Genomic DNA, 24571 nt, shown 5'->3' with positions numbered 1-24571 from the left:
GCCCGAGGCCGCGCTATATGGAGGAGATGACCCATGCATGAAGCCGGATTCCAGTGCGCAGGTTGTGGCGAGTGGATCGAAACCACCGTCGACGAGTCCGGAGGCTCGCGACAGCAGTACGTCGAAGACTGTCAGGTCTGCTGCCAGCCCAACGTCCTCAGCATTCAGTGGGACATCTCCGCGCAGGCCTATACCATCTCCGCAGAACTCGAAAGCTGAGCCGTATCGCTTTCTCTTTTGACGAGTCAAACTCTCTGCGAACTACCGGAGGCGTCCGGACAGGCTCCTACCGCCTATACGCCTCCTCTTCCACAGGTATAATCGAGACTTCCCCGGGAATTGGTCTGGGCGCGATTTCGAGAGCAGTGAGGGTGTGCGTATTTTTACCGTGAAACGAGAGAGCGGAAGCTCCCTGATGAGCCCGATAAGCCTGATGAATCAGACCCATGTAGCGTGTGACCGCCCCGCCGTCTCCCGCATTCTGTCCCGTCTCCTGATGCCTGCCGCCGCAGCCATTCTGGTCGCCATGGCGATCCCGGCAGCGCTGGCCCAGACTGGTGCCCAGGCCGGCAGCCCCACCAGCAATATCTTTAGCCCCGCACCGGCCACGCCGCAGGTTCTCTGCCAGCCGCAGGTCATCGGCAACCGGCGCATTCCCAAGGAGTCCGTCCTCGCCCGACTCTTCAGCCGGCAGGGTGACCCCTACGACCAGCCCACCGTCGAGCGCGACTTCAACTCCCTCTGGAACACCGGCTACTTCGAAAACGTCCGCATCGAGCGCGTCGACAGCCCCGCCTGCATCCAGTTGATCGTCTACGTCCGCGAGAAGCCCACCATCCGCGAGATCAACTACAAAGGCCTGAACGCGGTCTCTCTTTCTGACGTTCAGGAACGCTTCAAGAAGGCCAAGGTCGGTCTCACCGTCGAGAGTCAGTACGACCCCACCCGCATCAAGCGCGCCGAAAACACGCTTAAGGATCTGCTCTCCGAGCACGGCCACCAGTTCGCCACCATCAAGACCGAAGTGAAAGACATTCCTCCGGCCGCCGTCGCCCTGACCTTCACCATCAAGGAAGGCCCGACCGTCAAGGTGGGTAAGATCGCCTTCCAGGGCAACAACAGTCTGAACGACCGCACTCTGCGCGCGGCGATGAAGAACCTGAAGCCCATCGGCATCCCGCACTCGATCATCCTCGAGAATCTCTTTGCCAAGACCTTCGACGCCAGCAAGCTCGATGAAGACACGGAGCGCGTCCGCTTCGCCTATCGCGATCGTGGCTACTTCAAGGCCCAGCCCAGCGAACCCGTCACCAAGGTCCGCGACGCAGGCGGCCTGAACTTCTTCACCCTGCGCCCCTCCACCGGCAAGCGGATCGACATCCTCATCCCGCTCGAGGAAGGGCAACGCTATCGCCTCGGGGGCATCACCTTCACTGGCAACAAGGCCGTTCCGAACACACGAGTCCTTCGCGCCCAATTCACGCAAAAGGATGGCGAGTGGTTCAACGCCACCATGTTCGGCAAGGGCGTAGATCAGCTCCGCAAGGCCTACGGCGAACTCGGCTACATCAACATGGTCGGCAGCCCGGTCCCGCGTTTCGACGAAGCCAAGAAGCTCATCTTCCTCGATATCGACATCGACGAAGGCAAGCCCTTCTACGTCTCGCGCATCGAGTTCACCGGCAACACCATCACCCGCGACAAGGTCATCCGCCGCGAGCTCCTTCTCGAAGAGGGCCAGGTCTACAACAGCCGCCTCTGGGACCTCTCCATCCTGCGCCTGAACCAGCTCAACTACTTCGACACGCTGAAGGCGGATCAAGACTCCGAGAGCCGCCAGAACGCCGACGACGGCACCGTCGATCTTCTCCTGAAGCTCAAGGAAAAGGGCAAGAACTCCATCGGCCTTAACGGCGGTCTCAGCGGCCTGTCGGGAAGCTTCATCGGCCTCAACTATCAGACCAACAACTTCCTTGGCCTCGGCGAAACGCTCTCGGTCAACGCCAACATCGGCGACCTCTCCCGCCAGCTCAGCTTCGGCTTCACCGAGCCCTACCTGCGCAACAAGCCCATCTCGGTTGGTCTGCAGGTCTTCAGCAGCAAGCGCGACTTCAACCCCTCGAAGAGCTATGGAGCCACCGGCAGCCAATCCACCAATCTGACCCAGGCGCAGCAGTCGCAGCTCCAGAACTACAACGAGTCGCAGACCGGCCTCACTCTCTCCGCCAGCGAGCCTCTCCGCCATCTCTTCAGCCGCTCCGGCGTCGCCCGCGTCGGCGTCTCGTACTCGCTTTCAAGATCCAACATCACCACGTTCAACGACAACACCCGCAACGTCTTCCAATCGCTCTCGTTCCGTTCCGGAATCCAGGGGCAGAACCAGCTGAACGGCATTATCACCTCGGTCATCACGCCGAGCTTCACCTTCTCGACTCTTGACCGCGCAGTCGGTCCGCACAACGGTAAAGACTTCAACCTCGCCGTCCAGGTCGCCGGTGCGGGCGGAAACATCAAGTACTTCCAGCCGGTTGCGAGCTATCGTCAGTTCTTCCCGATGAAGGGTCTGCGTGTGAACCGCGAGGGCCACAACGTACTCGCTTACCGCATTCAGTTGGCTCACGTCGAAGGCTTTGGCGGAGAAGTTGCGCCGCCGTTCAACCGCATCTACGGCGGTGGTGAGAACGATGTTCGCGGCTTCGACATCCGTGCCGCATCGCCCTACACCTTTATCCCGAATCGCGTCCTCTTCACGCTCACGAACCCCGACGGAAATCCCGTCCCGCGCGACCCGACCAACCCCACGCTCGGCAACGTCCAGATCCCCCTCCCTGTCTACCGTCTCGTCGCCATCGGCGGAGATACCAGCTTCACCAGCAACGTGGAGTACCGTATCCCCATCGTGAACCAGGCGACCTTTGCCTTCTTCACCGACTTCGGCCTCGTCGGCGATGCTCTGAAGAGCCAGTTGCGCGAGAGCGTTTCCGGCTCCGATGCTGTCACCAGCGCCTCTTATGGCTGCCCGGAGATCGTCAATGGAGCGTGCTCGGGTGGAACAACTCTCGTGAATCAGACCGTCAACGGTGTGAAATATGGTTTCAACCCAGCGCCGCTAGACCACCTCCAGACCGTGGCGCACACCAACTTTGTGCCGCGTATGTCGAGCGGAGCCTACCTCTCGGTCGTTCTGCCGATCGTCAACGCACCCTTCACCATCTACTACGCGTACAACCCCCTTCGGCTCTACGAGAATCTGCCCCAGAAGCTCGCTGTGCCCAACACCTGCAGCGCCACTGTGACGCAATGCTTCCAGAAGTTCTTCCCGAACGATGGAGCGGGTCAGTACAGTTACCAGCAGGCGTTGCAGTTCTACGGCGCTGACTACCAACTCCGCGAGCCGCGTAAGACCTTCCGCCTAACGGTTAGCACCACCTTCTAGGCGAATGGGATGACAGTCAAAGGACCTGCACATGAGCGTGCAGGTCTTTTGCATGTCGCAACACCGTCGAGCGGACGAGCCATTCCAATGAATGGTTCGTCTCAAAATGAGCAGGGCGCAAAGGTCGCGGATGACTCTGGAAAATTTGCTGCAGCGATTCGGAATAGTCTTATGCCTTGGCCCGCTCGTCATGCTCGCCGGCTGTCCAAAGCAGGACGATGCCACCTCCGCGAAGCCGCCAGCATCCGCCACTGCCCCTGCTCTACCGGGTCCAGCAAGCGCGTCCTCTGCTGCGGTTCAAGCCGTCTCTCAGGCTAATGACGCGGCACGGTCCATGCGCGCGGAACGCCTCATCGCGCAGGTTGAAAAGGCTTATCAGAGTGGTGTGAGCAACTACCGCGCCGGCCGTCTCGATGCAGCCCGGCAGGACTTCGACCTTGCTGTCGACACCATGCTCGCCAGCGGTCTCGACCTGAAGAAAGATCCTCAACTCTCCGATGAGCTTGAACGCCTTCTCAACCAGATCAACTCGCTCGAGATGGATGCCCTGAAGCAGGGCAACGGCCTCTCGCCAGTGCTGGAGGCCGCGCCTCTCGACGAGGCCGCGAATGAGGCCACCTTCCCGGCGAATCCGGAGCTCACACAGAAGCTGAAGAAGGAACTTACCATCTCCACCTCTGACCTGCCTCTAGTTATCAACGATCAGGTCGCGGGCTACATCGGTTACTTCGCCAACTCACCCTCCTTCCATGCCCACATGCTGCGCAGCATGGAGCGGGCCGGCAAGTACAAGACGATGATGCAGCAGGTCCTCAAGGAAGAAGGTGTTCCGCAGGACCTCATCTATCTCGCTGTCGCGGAGTCGGGCTTCCAGCCGCAGGCGATGAACGCAGGGTCAGGCGCGGGCGGCATCTGGCAGTTCATGCCCACCGGAGCTTACGGTCTCGCACGCAGCGGTTGGGTCGATGAGCGCTTCGACCCCGAGAAGAGCACGCGTGCCTATGCGAAGTACATGAAGGCGCTCTACAGCCAGTTCGGTGACTGGTACCTCGCCATGGCCGGATATGACTGGGGTCCTGGCAACGTGCAGAAGGCCGTCATGCGCACCGGCTATGCCGACTTCTGGGAGCTCTATCGCAGGAACGCAATGCCTAAGGAGACCAAGGCTTACGTTCCTCAGATCCTTGCCGCAGTCATCATGGCGAAGAACCCCGAGAAGTACGGCCTCGACAAGATGGTGCCCATGCCCGCAGTCGTCTACGACACCGTCACCACGGACTATCCCGTTGACCTTCGTCTAGTGGCCGATCTCACCGACGCGACTGTGCAGGAGGTCGTCGCTCTCAACCCCAGCCTGCTTCGCGTCAGCACGCCAAGCTCCTCCGACTTTGACCTTCACATCCCCGTCGGAACGAAGGATGTCTACCTCGATCGCATCAAGGCCATCCCGGATGACAAGCGCATATCATGGCGCTTCCACACCGTGAAGCCTGGTGAGTCGCTCGAAGGCATCGCCACTTCGCTACATGCGCGGCCATTGGAGATCGCAGAGACCAACGGCATCGGTGTCGCCGAAGCTGTCGCTCCCGGCGATGAACTCGTCATCCCACTTGCCGCTGTCTCTGGTGGAGTCGGCCACGCACAGCGCTACACCATCAAGCACGGCGATACGATCGCTATCGTCGCCGATCGCTTCAACGTTTCTCCTGAAGATCTTCGCGGCTGGAACCATCTCTCTTCGAGCGCACTCAAGCCAGGCCGTGTGCTCTCTGTCTCCGCACCTCTTCGTCTCGCGCCAGCCATGCGCTCGCATGTGAAGCGCGGCCGCGTTGCGGCTGCAGGGCGCACAAAAGCCGCGTACAGCAAGGCGATTTCTAGCAAGGCTTCGCGCGGCAGTGGAGCAAAGAGCAAAGCTTCATCAGCTCATGCGACCACTAGGACGAAGAGCACAGCAACCTCTTCGCATCGCACGAAGCACTGATCATCACATAGCGAGCGCCTCATCGTGTGCCCTGCACGATTCCATGTGGTGCTGTACAAGCTACCTCTTCAAAAAGATTTCTTGCTATCGATGTGTCTGCAAGGCAGACTGATGCTAGATTCTCATCACGATGTTTTGTCGCTGTGTGTGACATGTGCATCCTACGGAGAGAGTCATCATGAAGAGGTTGTCTTCGACTCCCTCTTCAGATCGAAAAAGCAAAGTCAGCAGGGGAGAGCGGAATGAAGTTCGATGGATTCAGAGAGCCGGAAGCGTTGGAACAGATGACGGGCATGAAGGCCGCTGCGGACCACGATGACGCTGACCTCGATGACTACGAGGACGATGATGAAGACCTCTCCATCGAAGATGAAGACGACGAAGAGGAAGAGGTTACGCTTAGCTCCGGCGACGATGAAGACGACGAAGACGATGATGTCGACGAACTTCTCGTGAAGTCCACGCACAAGGAAGAAGCTGATCTCCCCGCTGCTCCCTCGAACCCTGTCGATGGTTATACGCCCGCCACTGAGTTGGCCGCAGAGCCGGAGCCCGCACCCATCGTTGAAGCTGCTCCGGCGAAGGCAGCGAAGAAGACCGTAAAGAAATCCGCTCCCATCAAGGCCGCCGCGAAGAAGTCGGCTCCCGCGAAGGCAGCTCCTCTGAAGGTTGCTGTGAAGAAGTCTCCGGCTAAGATCGCGAAGAAGGCGGTCGTCAAAAAAGCCGTTGCAAAGAAAGCTGTCGCGAAGAAGGTAGCCAAGAAAGCTTTCGCTAAGAAAGCAGTGGCCAAGAAGGCAGTAGCGAAGAAGATGGCTAAGAAAGCCGCAAAGAAGACGGTCGCGAAAAAGGCTCCCGCGAAGAAGACCGTCGCCAAAAAGATCTCAAGTTCTGCCGCGAAGACATCCAGTGCTCTGCGCGGCGGTAAGGCTGCCCCTAAAAAGGCGGTTGGCAACAAGAGCACTGCGAGCAGCAAAATTCCAATTAAGAGAGGTATCACCTTGGCAACTAAGAAAGCAGTAGCGAAGAAGGCAGTCGCAAAGAAGGCTGTTGTAAAGAAGGCAGTCGCGAAGAAGGTCGTCGCGAAGAAGGCCGTCCCAGCAAAGAAGACCGTTGCGAAGAAGGCTGTCGTGAAGAAGGCTGTTGCGAAGAAGGCAGTCGTCAAGAAGGCCGTCGCGAAGAAAGCCGCCAAGTAGTCTTCCTGCAGCCGGTCATGGCAACCTGATCCGGCTCGCACAACCGTAGGTAAGGCAAGCAAAAAGGCCCGGTCTCCTCGATCCTGAGAGCCCGGGCCTTTTTGCGTCTGCAGCAATTGCTTGCGAGAGCGACTACTTCTTCATCGACGAAATCGCAGCCAGCACTTCTTCGCTATGAACTGCAGGATCAACCTTGTCCCATGTTTTCGCGACCTTGCCTGAAGGAGAGATCAGAATCGTCTGCCGCGCTTCGAACTTTATCCCCGGCATGTCATGCACCGTCACCCCGTACGCATCGCCCACCTTGTGGTCCGTATCCGCCAGCAGCTTGAAGGTCAGGCTCTCTTTGCTGCAGAAACTCCGATGGCTCTCGGCGCTGTCGAGTGACACGCCAAGCACGACGGCATTCAGCGCCTTGTACTTGTCAAGATCACGCTGGAAGTTGTGCGCCTCGATCGTGCAGCCCTGTGTCTTATCCTTGGGATAGAAGTACAGCACCACCCATTTGCCCTTGTAGTCGCTCAGGCTCACGGCGGGTGTGTCCTGCGAGGGAAGCGTGAAAGCCGGCGCGGGTGTCCCGGCGGCGACAAGGTCGGCGGCATGCGAGCGCGTGGCGAAGACGAATGTTCCGGCGAGCAGTACGGCCGATGCGGCCAGGATGGCAGAGCGTTTCATGTTCGATCTCCTGAGGTGCGTTCTAAGTATGACGGATTACCTGCGCCTAACGGATGACTGCAATTGAAATATCAGCTTTGTTGGCCGCATCCACAACCGCCTCCCCATCGAAGACTAGCGTCCGTCCCGGCTCCAGCGCCAGGCAAGTAGCGCCGGCCATTGCCATCGCCGCAATTGTCGCCACGCCCACCACCGGCACATCGAAACGCATGTCCTGGTTCGGCTTAGCCACCTTCACCACCGTCAGCGACCGGGTCAGCGTTGAAGCTTCGCCCTCGTGATCCATCGCGCGAAACAGTGCGCCGGCCCGATCAATCGTAGCGTCGGTACCTTCCATTGCCTCTACCGCCACACACGCCTGCGCCGCGATCACCACGGTCTGTCCGAGGTCGAACCCCGCGATCCCCCGCGCCACTGTCCGCCCGTAGACAATATCCGCTGTCTCGGTCTCGTTCGGCGAGCGCCGTGTCATCACGCCCTCTTTCGTCAGCAACGGCTCAAGATACTGCGTCGATGAGATCAGCTCGATCCCCTCATCGCCCAGCACCTTCGCAATCGCTCCCAGCAGCATGTCCGTGTTCCGCGTCCGCAAAGAGAGCAACAGCTTCGCCAGCCGCCAGTCGGGCCGTATCGAAGAGAAGATCTGCTTATGCTTCACCTGCCCCGCCATTACTGCACGCCCGACGCCCTCGGCATGAAACGTCTCGATCAGCCGTGACAGCTCTCCCAGCGACAGCCAATGCACGCGAATGTCAGCGTCCTTCGCCGCCCGCTCATCTATCTCCGCGTCAGTCTCTTCCTTGATCGCCGCGACCACCACAGTCAGCCCATGAGCCCGCGCCGCATCCAGCAGCAGGAAAGGGAAGCGCCCATTACCCGCAATCAAACCCAGCCGGTCTTTGAGTATCGGGGCACGCGCCATAGGCTTGAGTTTATTGCATCCCTACCCTCAGACGGCGGGTAGGAGTTGTGCCCCATTCATCGCGCCCTTGTTTCAAGCGATGAGTGGGTCAGCCACCAATCCCCTTAGGTACACTTTCCTAGTGGCCCAAGACACACCCATCGCCGAACCAGCTACTCCCGATCTCCCCTACCGCATCGTCGGCTTCGACGTCGGCGACCGCCGCATCGGCGTCGCACTCTCCGACCCCCTCGGCTTCACCGCGCAGCCGCTCTTCACCCTCCACCGCACCAATCGCCGCGCCGACATGAAGGCCGTAGCTCGCGTCCTGCGCAAGCACGCCGTCACCGAGGCCGTCGTCGGCAACCCTCTCTACATGTCTGGAGATCAAAGTCCTCAAGCCGCCAAGGCCCAGGCCTTCGCCGAAGAGATCCGCGCTGAGTTCGGAATCACGATCCACCTCTGGGACGAGCGCCTCTCCACCACCCAGGCCCATCGCCACCTCGACGATGCCGGCCACGCTGCCATGGGAAGAAAAGGAATCATCGACCAGGTGGCCGCCGTTCTTATCTTGCAATCCTGGCTCGACGCCCGCGCAGCACGGCACAAAAGGGAAGAGGCACTGTAACGCTAGCGCCCGCCGCCATCATCCGCCAACATCTGCACTGAAGCTACTTAGGGACCGTCGTGGACCCAGACTTCGATTTCCCCTTTGACCCTGTTATGGTGCCGGAGGCTGTCGTCGTCGATCCATTGTTTGTAGTTGTTCCGCTCGCCGTTGTGGTCCCACCCTTAGGTCCTGTTATTGAAGCTGTATCCGACGTTCCCGTCCGCGTCCGAGTTGCGCTCGCGGTTTCGGAGACGGTCTTGCCCTTCGCGCCAGTGGTCGTTCCTGTCGCGGTAGCGGTCGCGCCCTTTTGAGACACTGAGCCCGTGGCTGTGCTGCCATGCTTCCCGGTAACCGTCTTCTGCGCAAAGGCACTGGCAAGCGGAAGTGTGAAAGCCAGGGCCGCGATGGCGATGCGATGGATCTTCATGAAGAACTCCTTGCTTTCAAGATTGAACTTCTACGGCGCGCACGATGAGCGAAGCCTCGCCCCGTTCATAGCTGCAGAGTCTGCGGCACACCACAAGGAACACCATCCCGGCGCGAAAGATGCGCAAGCTGTACTTCTTGTATACAGCTTCTCCGTCCCAGTTTCGCCCTATACTTGGAGCAGGCCCGCAACCAGCATCTGGCCTAATTTTTTGAGGAATCCATGGCCGCACTGATCGACGCAATCAACGTAAAACGCAAGATGCTCTTCGAACTCGACAACGTACCCTACGCCTGTCTCGACTCTGACATCAGCTCTCCCACAGCGCGCGGCGGCCAGACCCTAGTCCGCCTGAAAATGCGCAACCTCCTCACCTCCGCCGTCTTCGAGAAGACCTTCAAAGCGCAGGATAAGTTCAAGGAGCCTGATCTCGTACTGGTTCCTGCCTCGTACCTTTATAGCGATGGAGAAGGCTCGCACTTCCTTGATCAGGAGAGCTTCGAGACGCTCACGCTCACCGAAAAGATGGTCGGCAACGCCCTCGACTTTCTCATCGAAGGCGCGTTGCTGCAGCTCCACATGTATAACGGCAATCCCATCGGTCTGCAGCTCCCTATCTTCGTAGAGCTCGACGTAACCCGCACCGAACCCGGCGTGCGTGGCGACACATCCAGCGGCAGCGTCACCAAGTCCGCCACTCTCGAGACCGGCCTGGAGATCAAGGTCCCCCTCTTCATCAAAGAGGGCGAAAAGGTCAAGGTCACTACTGAAACCGGCGAATTCTCGGGACGTGCTTAGAAGCTGGAAAGACCCGATGCGCGCGGGGCGGTCACTTCGTGACCTGTATCGGGCTTCGAGTGGTGTTCCCGCTGGTCGCAAAGCCGACCAGCGGGAGGGTCGAGCGAAGCGTCAAGAACGCGCGTGAGCGCCCGCCCCGCGCGTAGCGGGCCCGTCCGGCAGGACAAGCGCCTTTGCAATCGACTCTGACGCCTCTCTCGGCGAGCACGTCCCCGTATCCACCGTCACCCGTGCCTCCGGCATCCCACTCGCCTCAAACGCCCCCTCCGCCAGCAACTTATCGAACATCTCCAAGGAAGTCAGCTTCCCGTAAGCCCGCCGCGAGGCCTCGTCCATTCGCGCTCGCAACTCTACCGTCGGACACACGAGCTGGACGAATTCAATCTCCCCACCCATCCTCGCCACCAACTCCACAACGCTCCCGATAAATCCCTCGGTCACCGTGCGCTCTGGAGCGAAGGTAAAGATCATCCCCGGAACTCCACTGCGGCAAGCCTCCGCAAAGACCAGCATCCACATCTCCTCGCGCAGCCGTACAAACTCCTCGCTGCCAAACTCGAAGACCGGCAGCAGAAGGTCGACCACGAGGTGATTGTGAAACAACTTGTACCCGGTCACGGCGGCTAGCTCTTTTGCCACCGTCAACTTGCCGGACGCCGGCATCCCGTAGACAAAGATCAACTTCATCTCATCTCCAACATCTTTGCTTGGAACTTCGCACGCTTCCTTAGAAATCAGACTGTCTCAACGCCTGTCAGTTAGGGAACGGTATCACACGAAAAGCGCGTAACTTTTGTAACATTTCGTTGACACTTGGTAACTCCCCTGACACAATCGACGCCTGTTCGCAGAAAGAAAGCATCTTCGCACCAACACAAGGAGACCCTCGTGATTCGGAGATTTTGCTCACTTTTTCTCGCAATCGTAGCGATTGCTTCGGCACTCCCCGCCGCCTCCCCGGCCCAATCCGTCATGACGCACCACACGCGCGAGGTCACCCGCACCGGTGAAGCTCGCTTGGTAGGACGTAAGCCATCCGCAGAAGTTATGAGCCTCGACCTCGTTCTTCCGCTGCGTGATCCCGCCGGCCTCAAGGCCTTCCTCGCCGATCTCTATAACCCCAAGAGTCCCACCTTCCACAAATACCTCACGCCCACCGAGTTCACCGCGAAGTTCGGCCCTACCCAGGCCCAGTACGATGAGGTTCTCGCCTTCGCGAAGAGCAACGGCCTCACCGTCACCGGCGGCAGCCGCGACGGTATGGAAGTCCAGGTAAAAGGCAGCGTCGCCGCCGTCGAATCCGCGATGCACATCGCCCTCCATACCTACCAGCATCCCACCGAAGGCCGAACCTTCTTCGCTCCCGACCGGGAACCCGCGCCCAGCCTCTCCTTCAACCTCTGGCACGTCTCGGGCCTCGACAACTACTCGCTGCCTCACGCCCTCCGCGTCAATAAAAACGACTACGCCGCCGCCAATGGCATCTCGCCTCGCGCCGTCGTCTCACACGCCACTACCGGCTCCGGCCCGTCAGCCTCCTTCCTTGGCAGCGACATGCGCGCCGCCTACTACGGCAACGGCCCGCTCACCGGCGCAGGACAAAACCTGGGCCTCTTCGAGTACCTCGGCACCGACCTCGCCGACCTCACCACCTACTTCAAAAACGTCGGCCAGACCAACAACGTCCCCATCACCCTCGTCTCCACCGACGGTACCAGCACCTCCTGCGTCTACACCCGCGCCGGCGGCAACTGCGACGACGGCGAACAGAACCTCGACATGACCCAGGCCATCGGCATGGCCCCCGGTCTCGCCAGCCTCACCATGTACGTCGGCTCGCTCGACACGGCGATCATCTCCGCCATGACCACGCACTCCCCGCTGCCCACCACCATCGGCTGCTCCTGGGGATGGACTCCCGCTGACCCCAGCACGCTCGATCCCTATTTCCAGAAGATGGCCGCGCAGGGGCAGAACTTCTTCGCCGCATCCGGCGACTCGTCCACCTGGTCCACCCGAAACGAAGCTTGGCCTGCGGACGACGCCTACGTCGTCTCGGTCGGCGGCACCGACCTTGTAACCTCCGGCGCTGCCGGCCCGTGGGCTTCTGAGACCGCATGGGTCGACTCCGGCGGCGGAATCACCCCGGACAAGATCGCCATCCCCGCCTACCAGCAGCTGTCTGGCGTCATCAACTCCAGCAACAAGGGATCAACGACGCTCCGCAACGGTCCCGACGTCTCCGCCAACGCCAACTTCACCTTCTACACCTGCGGCGACCAGACCGCCTGCCAGGCCAACGTCTACGGCGGCACCAGCTTCGCCGCTCCCATGTGGGCCGCTTACATCGCCCTCGTCAATCAGCAGTTAGTCGCCAACGGCAAGCCCACTATCGGCTTCATCAACCCCACCATTTACTCGCAGAACGTTACCTCCGCTTACGCCACCAACTTCCACGACATCACCAGCGGCACCTCCGGCAGCTACTCCGCCACCACCGGATTCGACCTCGTCACCGGCTGGGGCAGTCCTAAGCCGGCTCTCGTCGCCGCCTTGGCGGGTACTACTACTGCTCCCCCAACCAATGACTTCAGTATCGCCGCAACCTCCCCCACCATTGCAGCCGGAGCCAGCGGCACCTCCAGCATCACCACGGCCATCACCAACGGTGCGGCCGAGACCGTCACCCTCAGCGCCTCGTCCCCAACCGGCATCTCGGTAGCCTTCAGTCCTGGCTCGGTTACGTCCGGCGGTGGCTCGACCGCGACCATCACTGTTGCCTCGACAGTCGCCGCCGGCACTTACGGCATCATCGTCACCGGCACGGCTGCATCGGGTAGCCATACCGCAACGATCAACGTGACTGTTACCTCAACCACCGGAGCAGGCACCTTCACCGTCGCTGTCTCTCCAACCTCCGGCAGTCTGCGTAGAGGAACCTCGGGTACCGCCACTGTCACCACGGCCGTCTCCGGCGGCTTCAGCGCCCCGATTTCCTTCACCGCCACCGGAATGGAGACGGGCGTCACTGTCTCTTTCTCTCCGAACCCAATCGCTGCTCCGGGATCAGGAAGTGTTTCGATGCTGGTTACAGCGAAGTCTACCGCGACCCGCACCACCTTCCCGATCACGATCACGGCAACCGGAGGCGGTAAGACCGCCACCGCCACCCTCACCCTGACCATCACCCGCTAACCATCGCACCAAAAGCGAACGGCCCGGATCTGAAAAGATCCGGGCCGTTCTTATCCCCACCCAAACTCCGTCATCCCGAGCGAAGTCCCTTGCAGCTTCATCGCGAGGGACGCAGTCGAAGGACCCCGAGATCGCAAGCACAGCCCATACCGCCCGAGCCTTTCAACCCCAGACTCAAAGCCAGGCCACTACCCTACGCGTCGTCGTAGTCCTCCGTGATCGACGTTAAGAACGCCACCAACGCCTGCAAATCATCCGCCGACAGCGACATATTCGCGAACTGAGCCGGAGCATTCCTCAACCCACCCGCCTTCGCCAGCGCCGAAACGCGAATGTAGTGGTTCACCACATCGTCGAACTTCGCAGCGCTGCCGTTGTGCTGGTACGGTGCAGAGTCAACGAGATCCCGCAGCAACGGAGTCTTGAACTGGGCGATCGTCAAAGCCAGTTCCGAATCGACCGAACAGTCCGTCCCCGTCACGCACACAACGGACTTCAGGTTCGCCTGCGGGTTCGGATAGTCGTCGTTTAAATAGATGTTCCAGAGCCCAAGGTCCGCATAGTTCGCATTCGATCCAGCAGGCCGCCGCAGAGCCTCGGTCGCGTTCGGATGCGCAGGATTCGCCGGCAGGTACTGGTCGTAAGCCGCATTTCTCTCCGCGAACCCCGGAACATGCAGCGCCGCGAACGCACCCGACCCGTGAACCCCGTCGTACTCCTCCTGCGAGACACCCGTATTGTGGAAGACGAAGTCCGAGAAGTTCGGTGGCGTATGGCATGCCGCACAGTTCCCCGCATGTTGGTCCGTCCCGCTCCCGGACGCCGCTGCCTTCAGGAAGATCTTCAACCCCTGTAATTCCAGCGCGCCAAACTTGAAATCGAACGAGTGATACGCGTACGTCCCATCCGCAGGAGTGATGTACTTCGGATTCGTCAGAGCGACGACCTGCAGGTACAGTCTCTGGCTGTACGCCAGGTCCGTCTCTCCCACCAAGGGAGCCAGGGGCAGATGGTTCGCATTCAGGAATAAGTCGTACGGAGAAGTATCGTACCGCCCGACGTTGTCCGTCTTGAACTGCAGGTCCTCGAAGTACTGCGCGATGCAAAGCGCAACCTCGTTCACGATCTGGATGTCGGTCGCCGTCGTCACATCGATCCGTTGCGAAGCCGGCAGCAGAATGTCCGAAGTAATCTTCGGGTCCGTCCCCTTGAACAAAGTGCCGTAAGAAAGCCCATCGCTCCGATCAGCCGCAAGCTGGTCCGAGCCATTATCCTCGCGGATGATCCGCGCGATATGCGCCACCGCCGCCTGATATTCAGTTGGCTTCCATCCAAAGTTCCGCCCCGTAATCGTCCCCACCACCAGGTCGTTGCCCGTCGCGAACTCGCCATCGAAGTGTAGAAATTGCGGCCCGCTGTGAGGCGCAAATGTCCCCACCATCTGCATCGAATTCCGTGGCGTCGTATCGAATCCGCTCTGCGAGATCGGCAGCGGGCTCCGCGTCGTAAAGTCCGCATACGTCCGATTCCCCGCATTGGCCACGCCCTCGAACTCCGTCACAAAGTGGCAGCTTCGGCAGTTGATCGCCTGTCCCGCAAACGGCCCGGGCAGCGGCCCGTCCGCCGTCTGCACAGTCGCCACCACCGGGTCACCCGTCGTCAGCGGAGCGTTTACGCTCGTCATGTGCGTCGCAAAGTACTCCGAGAACCGCGTATCCAGAAATAGCCGCTCGCCAATCGGATCGGCCGCAGGCGTTACTCCCTCGTCCGCCTCGCCGCCCAGGTTAGGCGCCGTCCCCGAACCGCATCCAATAAGGACCGCACACGAGAGCATCGTCAGCCCGCTCATCGCCAGCATTATCCGTCCAACCCTGCGCCGAATCGTCTTCACTTCCTTGTACTTTGCCTGCGGGTGCTTCACTGTCCTGCTCCGTCAGATTTCCTCGCCTCAACTGCGATCCCAGCAGCCGTAGCCGGCGTATTGATGCTCCGCATGTACGCAACTAGCTGCCACCGCTCGCCGTCCGGCATCACGCTCCACGAAGGCATCCCCTTCCAGGAGTTTCCATTCCGCAGCAGCCAGGCCAACTCGCCGTCCGTTGTCGTCTTCATCCGCTCGCTGATCAGAGTCGGCCGGTTTCCCTTGCCTTCAGCCTGCTTCCCATGGCATCGCGAGCAGGCTTCTTCGTACAGGTGTTCTCCCGCCTCGGCCGCCTCTTTCTGGCCGGCCAGCGGATTTACCTTCGCCTTGTCGCCTGCTGGAACCCGCTTCAACCAACTTCCATCCGCCGCGCCCATCAGCACGCAGGCTCCCAACATCACCGCTGCTACTCCTGAAACTCGCTTCATCGTGACCTCCGGAACAGGTCGCGAACCTGCGGAAACTCGTAAGAAGCCTTCAGCCGCCAGAGCACTGCAGCGCTGTTCGCGTTCAGCCCAAACTCCGGCCCAGCCGTAATCGTGTAGTTACGCGGCGAGTTATACGCAACCGTCGGCCCCGCATAAATCGATGTGCTGTCGAACCCGAAGTCGTACCTCGTCCCGAGCCCGCCAAACAGCTCCCCGCCCACCGCAAAATACTGCCGGCAGAACTGGCAGTTCGAAGCGCTCGCATGTGATGCCAGCGCGTGGCTCCCGCCAATTGCATATCCGAACTCCCACGGCTCGTTCGAAACATTCTTCTCGGCGATAAAGTTCTCCGAGACATTGAACCCCTTGAAGTTGCTCGACAGGATCAGCTTGCCTTCCACCGACCGTTCCACGTCACTACGCAGCAGCCCATTCGCAATCGCCTGGTCCGAGATCACATGGCGCCCCGTGATCTCAAGGAAGCTCTTGTCCGCGTGGCTGATGTCCTCGTACTCGACGTAGATCACGGGGTTGATCCAGTGCTCGCTGCGAAGGGGCCGGAACCGGTTCTCCAGCCGCCATCCGGTAAAGATGGTCGAATCGTTCAACGTCGTCTGCCCCTGGAAGTACACCTCGGCCGTGTACCAGGCGGTCACGCCGTACTCCAGCTCGATCGTCTGCCCATAAAAGGCACTGGCATTCTTAGGCGAAGCCCCGATATTCTGACTCGCAACCTCCAGATTCCCAGGCTCCTCCAGCACATGCGAGTAAGTAACGAAGTACGGAGGTTCCTGGGCATTCAAGGCCATCGGACGCAGCCATAGAAGCACGAGTAGAAGCGGTACAAACAGAACGGACGTGCGGACTTTCACCTGCGGATACCTCGATCATCGGCGGCATTTGATACATTAGCCGTTCAACTCGGACTTGTTTAGTCTTTGATATATAAGACCATAAGAGTCTTTGTTCGTCTAGCCGTTTGCTGCTTCCTGGCGAAGCATCTGTGCGGACAATCTTCGCAATCCCTCGCGCCCTGGCTTCCCCACGCCGTCGTCGTATAATCAATGTTTCACCACAGGTGCGCTGCTCCAGGCTTTTATCACGGCTCGCAGCGAGTCGGAAGGTCCATGCCAGAACAAGTAAAAAAACGGCTCGAAGAAGAGATCAGGCTCCTCGAGCACGAACTCACCACCGAACTTCCAGCCGAGATCAAGAAGGCCGTCGCCCTCGGCGACCTCAGTGAAAACGCCGAATACCACATGGCCAAGCAGCGCCAGGTCTTCGTTAACGCCCGCCTCGGCCAGCTCAAAAAACGTATGGGCGAGCTCGCCATGGTCAACCTCGTCAACATCCCTCACGACAAGGTCGGCTTCGGCGCAACGGTAGTCGTCTTCGACTCCAGCAAGAACGAAGAGCTCACCTATAAGCTCGTCACCAGTGAAGAGTCGGACGTCGCTCAGGGCCTCATCTCCACCACCTCGCCCATCGGCCGCGCCCTGCTCGGCAAAAAACTTGGCGAGATCGCTCTCGTCGTTACCCCAAACGGCAAGCGCGAACTTGAAGTCCTGAAGCTCACCACCATCCACGATGTGAAGGAAGTCTCTCCCGAAGCCGTCTGAACTCGTCTGCCGTGTGTACGGCAGCAATTTGAACAATAGGCAGCGTTGACTGCCGCAAAGTTGGCGTTGAAGAAATGACCTGGACGAACGCATTTGGTAAGGGCAGCGGATGGCTGCTCAATAAGATCGTGAACGGTCTTGCGCTCACTCGCATCTCGCCGAACGCTCTCACCTTCATCGGCCTGCTCATCAACATCGTCGCCGCGCTCTTCTTCGGCTTCGCCCGCGCCCAGAATGCCGACCGCATGTTCGTTTACGCCGGCCTAACCATCATTGGTGCCGGCCTCTTCGACATGGTCGACGGTCGCGTGGCCCGCCTCACCAATCAGGTCTCGGTCTTCGGAGCTTTCTTCGACTCCGTCATGGACCGCTATTCCGACGTCGCCATCTTCTTTGGCCTGCTGGTCTTCTACGCCCGCGGCAATCGCCTCTTCTACGTCGGCCTCACCGCCTTCGTGATGACGGCCTGCCTGATGGTCAGCTACACCCGCGCTCGCGCCGAAGCCCTGATCGGAAGCTGCAAGGTAGGCTTCATGGAGCGCCCGGAACGCATCGTCTGCGTCATCCTCGGAGCGCTCGCCAACCACTGGGGAGTCATGGCCGCGGCCCTCTGGGTGCTCGCCTTCTTCTCAACAGTCACGGTCATCCACCGCATCCGCTACACGTATCTAGAAACCGAGCGGATGAAGATGCTAGAACTGAAGCGCGGCTAAGAAATACGTTCGCGAATACCGTGTACTGAGATCTGCATACAATCATCTAGATGCCCCACCCGAAACCCACCCTCATTATCCATGGCGGCGCATGGGCCATGCCCGACGACGCGATCGCCGCCCACGAGAACGGCATCGCCAACGCCCTCGCCGCCGGATACGCCATCCTTGAAGAAGGTGGCACCGCCGTCTCCGCCGTCGAAGCCGCCGTCGTCGTCATGGAAGATGACGAGACCTTCGACGCCGGCCGAGGCAGCTTCCTCACCCGCGACGGCCGCGTCCAACTAGACGCGCTCCTCATGGACGGCTCGAACCTCCGCACCGGCGGAGTCGCCTGCGTTGAACGCCTCCGCAACCCCATCAAGGCCGCCCGCCTAATCCTCGACGAAAGCCCTCATGTCTACTTTGTCGGCGCGGGAGCCGAGCGCTTCGCCCGCCAGCACGGCATGGAACTCTGCGACAACATGGACCTCGTCATCCCCCGCGAGCAGGCCCGCCTCTACGCCTTCCAACAAGCCGAACTCGCTGGCGGAGTCGACGAAACCTTCTCTGGCCCAGCCTCTGATTCATCGAGCTCGCTCGACAAAGAAGCCGCCCACGCCCTCGAATCCCACGACACCGTAGGCGCCGTAGCCCTGGACATCCACGGCAACATCGCCGCCGCTACCAGCACCGGAGGCACGCTCTCGAAGGCCCCTGGCCGCGTCGGCGACTCCTCCCTCATCGGCTGCGGCTGCTACGCTGATAACCTCTCCGCCGCCGTCTCCCTCACCGGCTGGGGCGAGCCCATCATGAAGCTTGTTCTCGGCAAGTGGGCCGTCGACCGCGTCGCCGCCGGCGTCGCTCCTGAAGACGCCGCCGCCCAAGCCATCGCCTACCTCTACAAGCGTCTTGGCGGCCACGGAGGCATCATTCTCCTCGCCCCCGACGGTCGCATCGGCCTCGCCCACAACACCCCCCGCATGGCCTGGGGTATCCAGACCCCCGAAGGCGCATCCCTCGGCGTCGCCCGCAACTAACTCCCTACGATCAAGCGACGCATTCGGGATCGCAGATCCCTCACAAAGTGGTTCGACCAATTTCCACCTATCATGGTAGAGTTGGCCGCCATGAAAATCGCCCTTGCATTTGTTCTCGCCGGATTGAGCCTTTCGCTCGAAGCGCAGCACACCCCGCAACTAAACCCGCAGACGTTGCCAAAGCTCGGCACCGTCGGTCCACGCTTCCAGTCCTACAACGTGGAGATGGTCGAGGTGATCGGCGGGCGCTTCTGGAAGCCCTACGCAAGCAAGGGAACGGTTGCACCGCCGACCGGGGCAGGCACACCCGGCGGGATCGATCCAAACCTCTTCGAGCAGCGAACGCCAATCAACCTCGAAGACACGCGACTGCGCAAGCTGGCAACATCGCTGGGCCCGGCGTACATGCGCGTCTCCGGCACCTGGGCGAATACGCTCTACTTTCAGGACACCGATGCGACCGTGGCCGCAGCTCCGCCGGAAGGATTCAATGGAGTGCTCACCCGCGCGGAGTGGAAGCGCGTCGTTGACTTTGCGAAGAGCGTCGACGCAGAACTGGTGACCTCCTTTGCTACGAGCGTGGGGACGCGCGACAAGGACGGCGTCTGGACTCCGGTCGAAGCGAAGAAGTTCCTCGACTACACCCACTCCATCGGCGGCGAGATCGCAGCGGCGGAGTTCATGAATGAACCAACTTTCGCGTCCGCAGCGGGCGTTCCCAAGGGATATGACGCGGCAGCGTACGGCAAGGACTTCGCGGTCTTCCAGCCGTTCTTTCGCGACGCCGCGCCGAAGACCGTCCTTCTCGGGCCAGGATCGGTAGGCGAGGGAATCGACTTCGTCCCGGTAAAGCTTCTGCCCTCAAAGGAACTGCTGTCAGCCATGGGATCGAACCCGGTCGACGCCTTCTCCTATCACTTCTACGGTACGATCTCGGAGCGCTGTGCCGGCCCGATGGGCGGTGGCAAGGTCGGCACCACTCCGGAGGCGGCGCTCACTGCAGACTGGCTCTCGCGAACAGGAACGGTAGAGCAGTTTTATGCGAAGCTCCGCGACGAATACGCTCCAGGCAAGGCGATGTGGCTCACCGAAACCGGGCAGGCGGCCTGTGGGGGCGACCGATGGGCTTCCACCTTTCTCGACAGCTTCCGTTATGTCGACCAGATGGGCCAGCTGGCCAAGCTGCATGTCCAGACCATCATGCACAACACGCTTGCGGCCAGCGACTATGGGCTGATCGACGAGAAGACCCTGCTGCCCAGACCGGACTATTGGGCTGCATTGCTCTGGCATCGCACAATGGGCACGACCGTTCTAAGCGCTGGTCCGGGCAGCACCAATACGATTCACCTCTACGCGCATTGCATGAAGGACACGCCCGGCGGCGTAACCCTGCTGGCGTCGAACCTGAGCCGAGACGAGGCAGGCACTCTGAACCTGCCTGTCGGCGGAGTGCGCTACATGCTGACAGCCAAAGACCTGATGGGACACACCGTGGATCTAAACGGCAAAGAGCTGATGGTCGCCTCCAACGGCGACATCCCGGAGTTCAAAGGTCTCCCGGTTGCAAAGGGCAAGCTGGCGCTGCCGCCAGCAAGCATCACATTCGTGGAATTTCCTTCAGCAGAGAACGTCGCCTGTAAGTAAGAAGCTCGATACACTCTGTGTAGAAGTCTCCCGATGCAACCCGCCTCCCTCTTCCCCGACACTCGCCTCCAAGACGTTCACCGTCGTCTGTTGGAACACTACGGCCCACCCGAACCCCGCGATCTCTGGGATCCGCTCACCCAGATGATCTACTCCATGCTCTCCTCGCGCACCAAGACACCCGTCTCCCACGCCGTCCTGGCCGCGCTCAGAGCCCGCTTCGGCACTTGGGAGAACCTCCGCGAAGCCTCCATCCCCGCGATCGAAGACATCATCCGCCCCGTCACCTTTCCAGAACCGAAAGCCATCAACCTCAAGGCCGCACTCATTCGCATCACCGAGCGTCACGGCTCTCTGGACCTAGGTTTTCTCGCTCGCCATTCAACAGAAAAGATCCGCACATGGCTCGAGAAGTTCGAAGGCGTAGGCGTCAAGACCAGCGCTGCCGTAGTCAACTTCTCCACCCTCCGCCGCCGAGCCATGTGCGTTGACAGCCACCACCTCCGCATCGTCCAGCGCCTCGGCTTCGTCAACAAGGCCGCAACCGCCCGCGAAGCCGAAACCCGCATCATGGAGATGACGCCCGACGACTGGTCAGCCGCCATGCTCGACGACCACCACTCCCTCATCAAGCTCCACGGTCAAAAATGCTGCACCAAGAACGATCCGCGCTGCCCTCGATGTCCTTTGCGCGATATCTGCCCCACAGCTACCGCGTGACCACGAAGCTATGGCAAATAAGACCTGAGCTCGTCAGGATGATAGCAATGTGCGAGAGCTGTATCTCGAGATATACGTCGCGATTGGACAAGTTCTGCCAAAGATTGGTCCATCGTCATCATGCCTTCAGCTTTGCCGGTTGAAATCTGGGACCGGAGCAAATGATCGTGCCCATGTCGTACAAGGTTCTTGACGGCTAAGGTAGCCACCATGATCTCTACCGCGGGATACAGACCTGCCTGATCCAGCCCAGGGACAAGCTGTTGCGCGATGACAGCAAGAAGCGCTAAGGACAACTGCTGTCTTATCTGCGATTGGTTGCTTGCCGGAAAGCTATCGACAATTCTGGACATCGTTTGGGATGCATCGTTTGTATGTAGAGATGAAAGCACTAGATGACCAGTCTCCGCCGCAGTAAGAGCGGCCGCCATCGTCTCCGAGTCGCGCATCTCGCCTATAAGAATGACGTTAGGGTTTTGGCGAAGCACAGCACGCACCGCTTGAGCGAAGCTGGGGGTGTCGTAACCCACCTCAATCTGCTCCAGGATCGATTTTTTGTTCGTGTGCTGATACTCCACCGGGTCTTCAATCGTCACGATGTGCTCCCTCCTCCGTGCGTTGATGAAGTCGACAAACGCTGCCATGGTAGAGGTTTTCCCGCACCCCGTGGGCCCGGTGAGTAACACAAGGCCCTGACGACGCTCCATCAAGCGCGAAAGTACGGGAGGCAAATGGAGGGATTCTATCGTTGGAATTTGAGCGGGAAGGAGCCGAATGCTCGCCGCAAGTGTGCCTCGCTGATAGTGAACGTTGGCGCGAAACCTTCCCGCGGAGTTGTGGGCAAAGCAGAAGTCGACGGCTCTGTTGTCCTCTAGTTCCTTCAATTGCGCTGCGCTCAGGAGGGGTAGAAGCATCCTGCGAAGATCATCGGAGGAGAGGATTTTGCCCGTGCCAAGGTTCAGTTCCCCCCTGATTCTGAGTATTACGGGGGAGCCCAACACCAAGAGGATGTCTGAGGCACGCTGGTCAGCCGCCAAGATCAAGAGGGAGTCCAGCGAAGCACTCCGTTCCAGCTTTGTCGTCGATGTAGAGGAGTTCAGCTCATAGACGAGCTCCGAAAGCTCATTTTGGTAGGTCGCCATAAAACAGCATTGCTCCTAATGACGTTGCCGGCTCTCTTCTACGCAGCCGGAAGTTAGACCGGGATGATATCGCCATGGTAGCAACGTCATGACTGATCTCCTGAAAAGAGCTCTGACTGAAACAGCAAGCCAGCGCCAACCTATGCCAAGGCGGCGGCCCGAACTCTTCCTCAAGCAAGGCATGAAACTCATTGCGTGAGGTGAATGAAGGCCCGGCAGGTGGGCCTTCATTCACCTCAACCACTTCCTCATAGCGTGCGAACCGAAGCCGGGATTTCGCCTCTAAACACTGTTCTCCGCGGCGACAGCCAATGTCTGCGAATAAAGTCCTGAGTCTTCGAGCGTCTGGCACTCCTCCTCTAAAGTTTCCGCAACTCCTCTCGCATACTTCAAGAAATGATTCGCCGAAAGCAAAACCATGACAGCCAGCCACATCTTGGCCGGCTGAAGAGCCCATCTCCGGACAGCCGTGAGGAGAAATCGCCAATAGGCAAGCCGATAGTTTGAGCACACCCCCTGTTGCCACATCGACTGTACAAAGACACGCAGGTTGTAAAGCATTGGCAGCTCCGGAGGCCTTTGTGCCGGACGTGGTTGCCACGATTCGATGGAGCGCATCGCTCGGCCAAAGTAATTTGCCGGGGTGTACAAGCCTGTGAGCAGCGTGCTCAGCCCGCGCAGCAGGACCGGAAGTGGAAGCACTGTTTTGAAGTTTGGCGGGCTGAAGTTGGTTGTGGCCGTACTGTCTTCAATCAGCCTTCCTTCCCGTTTCATGCGATCGAACAGCGCAGTCGTGGGCGGGGCTTGTAACACGCCGGCCATCGCCCACGTGATCGCAGTCTTCTCGATAAACTGCAGCTGTCGTTCGAAGATCGTCTCGTCATCCGAATCGAAGCCCACAATGAACCCTGCCAGTACCCACAAGCCGCTCTCACGAATCTTACTCACCTGCGTCACCAGGTCACCACGAAGATTCTGGAACTTCGACGATCCCTTCAACGCCTCCGCCGACGGTGTTTCAATCCCCAGAAACACATACATGAAGTTTGCCTCAACCATCGACGCAAGCAACTCGGGTTTGTCCGCCAGATCGATCGACGCCTCAGTGTAGAACGAGATGACACGCTTATTGCGCTCCTGCCATTCAGCGAGCGAGTGGGTGAGTTGCAGTGCCAACTTGTGGTTGCCTATGAAGTTGTCGTCAACAATAAATACCTCGTTGCGCCAGCCCAGTGCCAGCAGAGCGTCCAACTCCGCAATCAGCTTCTCCGGCGGCTTGGCCCGAGGGCGTCTCCCATAGATGGTGATGATGTCGCAAAACTCACATTGAAACGGGCACCCGCGCGAGAACTGTACGGACATCGAGGTGTACTTATTCATGTGCAGAAGATCAAAGCGCGGCACCGGGCTGACTGACATATCAGGCTTGTCGATGACTCGATAGACAGCCTGTGCTGTACCGAGCTCAAGTTGATGCGCAACCTCTGCGAAGACCTCTTCCGCCTCACCAACGAATACATGGTCAGCGCGCGTCATCAGGAACTCGGGTTCGCTGCTGGCCCAAGGGCCGCCGATGAAGGTCCTACGGCCCAGTTCTCGAGCGCGGCTCAGGACGTCCAGTGTGTCGGCGCGTTGTGCCTGCATCGAACTCACCATCACCAGGTCGCACCAGAGCAGATCCTCCTCGCGCAACTCCTGGAACGATAGGTCCAGCAATCGAACTGTCCACGACAGCGGAAGCAGTGCAGCGACGGTGATCAAACCGAGTGGAGGCATGACGGACTTCTCAGGCACCATCTCAAGCACGCCCTCAAAACCCCAGAATGAGGGCGGGAAGCGGGGCCAGACCATCAGAGCCTTGACCTGTTTGCCAAGCGGTTCGAACTGCTTCGTTGCGATCTCGTGGGCGGAGGAAGAAATCTGCTGAAACGGGTCTTTCAGAGAGGCGAGCATGGGTATCTCCGGCAAAACGTGATCTCCGCGACTCATTCAGGCGGTGAGATCGATCCAGTCAGCTTCAGAAGATGTGCAAGTGGGAGCAGGGAAGAGATGCAATCCCCTGTGTTCTGTGTCCCTGAAAGGTACCACGCATCCGATTGTGACGCTCCGAGCTGACTTCAATTGAGAACCGGGGGCGTGTCAATAG

Annotated in this window: 21 protein-coding genes; 12 read left to right on the top strand and 9 right to left on the bottom strand. The window is 59.8% G+C overall.

The genetic code is table 11. The features are described 5' to 3' along the window. Positions 1-33: 33 nt before the first annotated feature. From HDF16_RS08765 to HDF16_RS31790, 4 genes are all read left to right on the top strand, one after another. The gene (locus HDF16_RS08765; protein WP_184215584.1) at positions 34-219 is read left to right on the top strand and encodes a CPXCG motif-containing cysteine-rich protein; all 186 of its coding nucleotides are present in this window, start codon (positions 34-36) and stop codon (positions 217-219) included. A gap of 196 nt (positions 220-415) precedes the next feature. Beyond that, a complete protein-coding gene (gene bamA, locus HDF16_RS08760) occupies positions 416-3436 on the top strand; it encodes an outer membrane protein assembly factor BamA (RefSeq protein WP_221312607.1) in 3021 nt (1006 codons plus the stop codon). Between the two features lie 130 nt (positions 3437-3566). Beyond that, positions 3567-5417: a transglycosylase SLT domain-containing protein gene (locus tag HDF16_RS08755; RefSeq protein WP_184215581.1), complete on the top strand. Its 1851-nt coding sequence runs from the start codon at positions 3567-3569 to the stop codon at positions 5415-5417. A 242-nt stretch (positions 5418-5659) separates the two neighbouring features. Continuing rightward, positions 5660-6610, top strand: a complete 951-nt coding sequence (locus HDF16_RS31790) for a histone H1-like repetitive region-containing protein (RefSeq protein ID WP_184215579.1) — start codon at positions 5660-5662, stop codon at positions 6608-6610. A gap of 132 nt (positions 6611-6742) precedes the next feature. Here the strand turns inward: HDF16_RS31790 and HDF16_RS08745 are convergent, their stop codons facing one another. Then, the gene (locus HDF16_RS08745) at positions 6743-7285 is read right to left on the bottom strand and encodes a peroxiredoxin (RefSeq protein ID WP_184215577.1); all 543 of its coding nucleotides are present in this window, start codon (positions 7283-7285) and stop codon (positions 6743-6745) included. Positions 7286-7331: 46 nt separating this feature from the next. Next, on the bottom strand, positions 7332-8207 hold the full coding sequence (locus HDF16_RS08740) for an LpxI family protein (protein ID WP_184215575.1): 876 nt from the start codon (positions 8205-8207) through the stop codon (positions 7332-7334). A gap of 121 nt (positions 8208-8328) precedes the next feature. Here HDF16_RS08740 and ruvX point away from each other — a divergent pair, with 121 nt between their 5' ends. After that, positions 8329-8814 (top strand): Holliday junction resolvase RuvX, encoded by a 486-nt coding sequence (gene ruvX, locus HDF16_RS08735; protein WP_348641276.1) that lies wholly within the window; start codon positions 8329-8331, stop codon positions 8812-8814. 43 nt (positions 8815-8857) lie between these two features. On the opposite strand, the gene HDF16_RS08730 is transcribed toward ruvX, so the two are convergent. Next, positions 8858-9223: a hypothetical protein gene (locus HDF16_RS08730; protein WP_184215571.1), complete on the bottom strand. Its 366-nt coding sequence runs from the start codon at positions 9221-9223 to the stop codon at positions 8858-8860. Positions 9224-9445: 222 nt separating this feature from the next. Between HDF16_RS08730 and efp the strand changes: the two genes are divergently transcribed. Then, complete coding sequence (efp, locus tag HDF16_RS08725) at positions 9446-10021, top strand: elongation factor P (protein WP_184215569.1); 576 nt, start codon at positions 9446-9448, stop codon at positions 10019-10021. A gap of 111 nt (positions 10022-10132) precedes the next feature. Here the strand turns inward: efp and HDF16_RS08720 are convergent, their stop codons facing one another. Further along, complete coding sequence (locus HDF16_RS08720) at positions 10133-10708, bottom strand: AAA family ATPase (RefSeq protein WP_184215567.1); 576 nt, start codon at positions 10706-10708, stop codon at positions 10133-10135. A 201-nt stretch (positions 10709-10909) separates the two neighbouring features. Here HDF16_RS08720 and HDF16_RS08715 point away from each other — a divergent pair, with 201 nt between their 5' ends. Then, complete coding sequence (locus tag HDF16_RS08715) at positions 10910-13216, top strand: protease pro-enzyme activation domain-containing protein (RefSeq protein ID WP_184215565.1); 2307 nt, start codon at positions 10910-10912, stop codon at positions 13214-13216. 193 nt (positions 13217-13409) lie between these two features. Here the strand turns inward: HDF16_RS08715 and HDF16_RS08710 are convergent, their stop codons facing one another. Genes HDF16_RS08710 through HDF16_RS08700 form a run of 3 tightly spaced genes read right to left on the bottom strand, consistent with a single transcriptional unit; the run spans position 13410 to position 16437 of the window. Continuing rightward, a complete protein-coding gene (locus tag HDF16_RS08710; protein WP_184215563.1) occupies positions 13410-15137 on the bottom strand; it encodes a hypothetical protein in 1728 nt (575 codons plus the stop codon). Continuing rightward, positions 15134-15565, bottom strand: coding sequence for a c-type cytochrome (locus HDF16_RS08705; RefSeq protein WP_184215561.1), 432 nt, complete (start codon positions 15563-15565; stop codon positions 15134-15136). Before HDF16_RS08705 ends, HDF16_RS08710 begins: the two co-directional genes overlap by 4 nt. After that, entirely contained in the window at positions 15562-16437 is an 876-nt protein-coding gene (locus HDF16_RS08700) for a hypothetical protein (protein ID WP_184215559.1), read from the bottom strand. Before HDF16_RS08700 ends, HDF16_RS08705 begins: the two co-directional genes overlap by 4 nt. A 255-nt stretch (positions 16438-16692) precedes the next feature. Between HDF16_RS08700 and HDF16_RS08695 the strand changes: the two genes are divergently transcribed. From HDF16_RS08695 to HDF16_RS08675, 5 genes are all read left to right on the top strand, one after another. After that, entirely contained in the window at positions 16693-17184 is a 492-nt protein-coding gene (locus tag HDF16_RS08695) for a GreA/GreB family elongation factor (protein ID WP_184215557.1), read from the top strand. A gap of 74 nt (positions 17185-17258) precedes the next feature. Then, on the top strand, positions 17259-17897 hold the full coding sequence (locus HDF16_RS08690; RefSeq protein WP_184215555.1) for a CDP-alcohol phosphatidyltransferase family protein: 639 nt from the start codon (positions 17259-17261) through the stop codon (positions 17895-17897). A gap of 50 nt (positions 17898-17947) precedes the next feature. Further along, positions 17948-18916, top strand: a complete 969-nt coding sequence (locus tag HDF16_RS08685; RefSeq protein WP_184215553.1) for an isoaspartyl peptidase/L-asparaginase — start codon at positions 17948-17950, stop codon at positions 18914-18916. A 90-nt stretch (positions 18917-19006) separates the two neighbouring features. After that, positions 19007-20563 (top strand): hypothetical protein, encoded by a 1557-nt coding sequence (locus HDF16_RS08680; protein ID WP_184216250.1) that lies wholly within the window; start codon positions 19007-19009, stop codon positions 20561-20563. A 33-nt stretch (positions 20564-20596) separates the two neighbouring features. Continuing rightward, positions 20597-21283, top strand: coding sequence for an endonuclease III domain-containing protein (locus HDF16_RS08675; protein ID WP_184215551.1), 687 nt, complete (start codon positions 20597-20599; stop codon positions 21281-21283). A gap of 8 nt (positions 21284-21291) precedes the next feature. Here HDF16_RS08675 and HDF16_RS08670 read toward each other — a convergent pair whose 3' ends face one another. Continuing rightward, positions 21292-22425 carry a type IV pilus twitching motility protein PilT gene (locus HDF16_RS08670; RefSeq protein ID WP_184215549.1) on the bottom strand — a complete coding sequence of 378 codons (1134 nt, stop codon included), beginning with the start codon at positions 22423-22425 and terminating at the stop codon, positions 21292-21294. A 282-nt stretch (positions 22426-22707) separates the two neighbouring features. Continuing rightward, positions 22708-24378, bottom strand: coding sequence for a B12-binding domain-containing radical SAM protein (locus tag HDF16_RS08665; protein WP_184215547.1), 1671 nt, complete (start codon positions 24376-24378; stop codon positions 22708-22710). Positions 24379-24571 lie beyond the last annotated feature (193 nt).

Origin of the sequence: Granulicella aggregans (genome assembly GCF_014203275.1) — a bacterium.
Taxonomy (GTDB): Bacteria; Acidobacteriota; Terriglobia; order Terriglobales; family Acidobacteriaceae; genus Edaphobacter.
The sequence above is the reverse complement of the archived record's forward strand: the minus strand, read 5'-3'. Positions and strand labels throughout refer to the sequence as shown.

Bases quoted from the DNA above. Each gene is read 5' to 3' on its own strand.
- HDF16_RS08765 (WP_184215584.1), top strand. From the start codon at position 34: ATGCATGAAGCCGGATTCCAGTGCGCAGGTTGTGGCGAGTGGATCGAA.
- bamA (WP_221312607.1), top strand. From the start codon at position 416: ATGAGCCCGATAAGCCTGATGAATCAGACCCATGTAGCGTGTGACCGC.
- HDF16_RS08755 (WP_184215581.1), top strand. From the start codon at position 3,567: ATGACTCTGGAAAATTTGCTGCAGCGATTCGGAATAGTCTTATGCCTT.
- HDF16_RS31790 (WP_184215579.1), top strand. From the start codon at position 5,660: ATGAAGTTCGATGGATTCAGAGAGCCGGAAGCGTTGGAACAGATGACG.
- HDF16_RS08745 (WP_184215577.1), bottom strand. From the start codon at position 7,285: ATGAAACGCTCTGCCATCCTGGCCGCATCGGCCGTACTGCTCGCCGGA.
- HDF16_RS08740 (WP_184215575.1), bottom strand. From the start codon at position 8,207: ATGGCGCGTGCCCCGATACTCAAAGACCGGCTGGGTTTGATTGCGGGT.
- HDF16_RS08730 (WP_184215571.1), bottom strand. From the start codon at position 9,223: ATGAAGATCCATCGCATCGCCATCGCGGCCCTGGCTTTCACACTTCCG.
- efp (WP_184215569.1), top strand. From the start codon at position 9,446: ATGGCCGCACTGATCGACGCAATCAACGTAAAACGCAAGATGCTCTTC.
- HDF16_RS08720 (WP_184215567.1), bottom strand. From the start codon at position 10,708: ATGAAGTTGATCTTTGTCTACGGGATGCCGGCGTCCGGCAAGTTGACG.
- HDF16_RS08705 (WP_184215561.1), bottom strand. From the start codon at position 15,565: ATGAAGCGAGTTTCAGGAGTAGCAGCGGTGATGTTGGGAGCCTGCGTG.
- HDF16_RS08695 (WP_184215557.1), top strand. From the start codon at position 16,693: ATGCCAGAACAAGTAAAAAAACGGCTCGAAGAAGAGATCAGGCTCCTC.
- HDF16_RS08690 (WP_184215555.1), top strand. From the start codon at position 17,259: ATGACCTGGACGAACGCATTTGGTAAGGGCAGCGGATGGCTGCTCAAT.
- HDF16_RS08685 (WP_184215553.1), top strand. From the start codon at position 17,948: ATGCCCCACCCGAAACCCACCCTCATTATCCATGGCGGCGCATGGGCC.
- HDF16_RS08680 (WP_184216250.1), top strand. From the start codon at position 19,007: ATGAAAATCGCCCTTGCATTTGTTCTCGCCGGATTGAGCCTTTCGCTC.
- HDF16_RS08675 (WP_184215551.1), top strand. From the start codon at position 20,597: ATGCAACCCGCCTCCCTCTTCCCCGACACTCGCCTCCAAGACGTTCAC.
- HDF16_RS08670 (WP_184215549.1), bottom strand. From the start codon at position 22,425: ATGGCGACCTACCAAAATGAGCTTTCGGAGCTCGTCTATGAGCTGAAC.
- HDF16_RS08665 (WP_184215547.1), bottom strand. From the start codon at position 24,378: ATGCTCGCCTCTCTGAAAGACCCGTTTCAGCAGATTTCTTCCTCCGCC.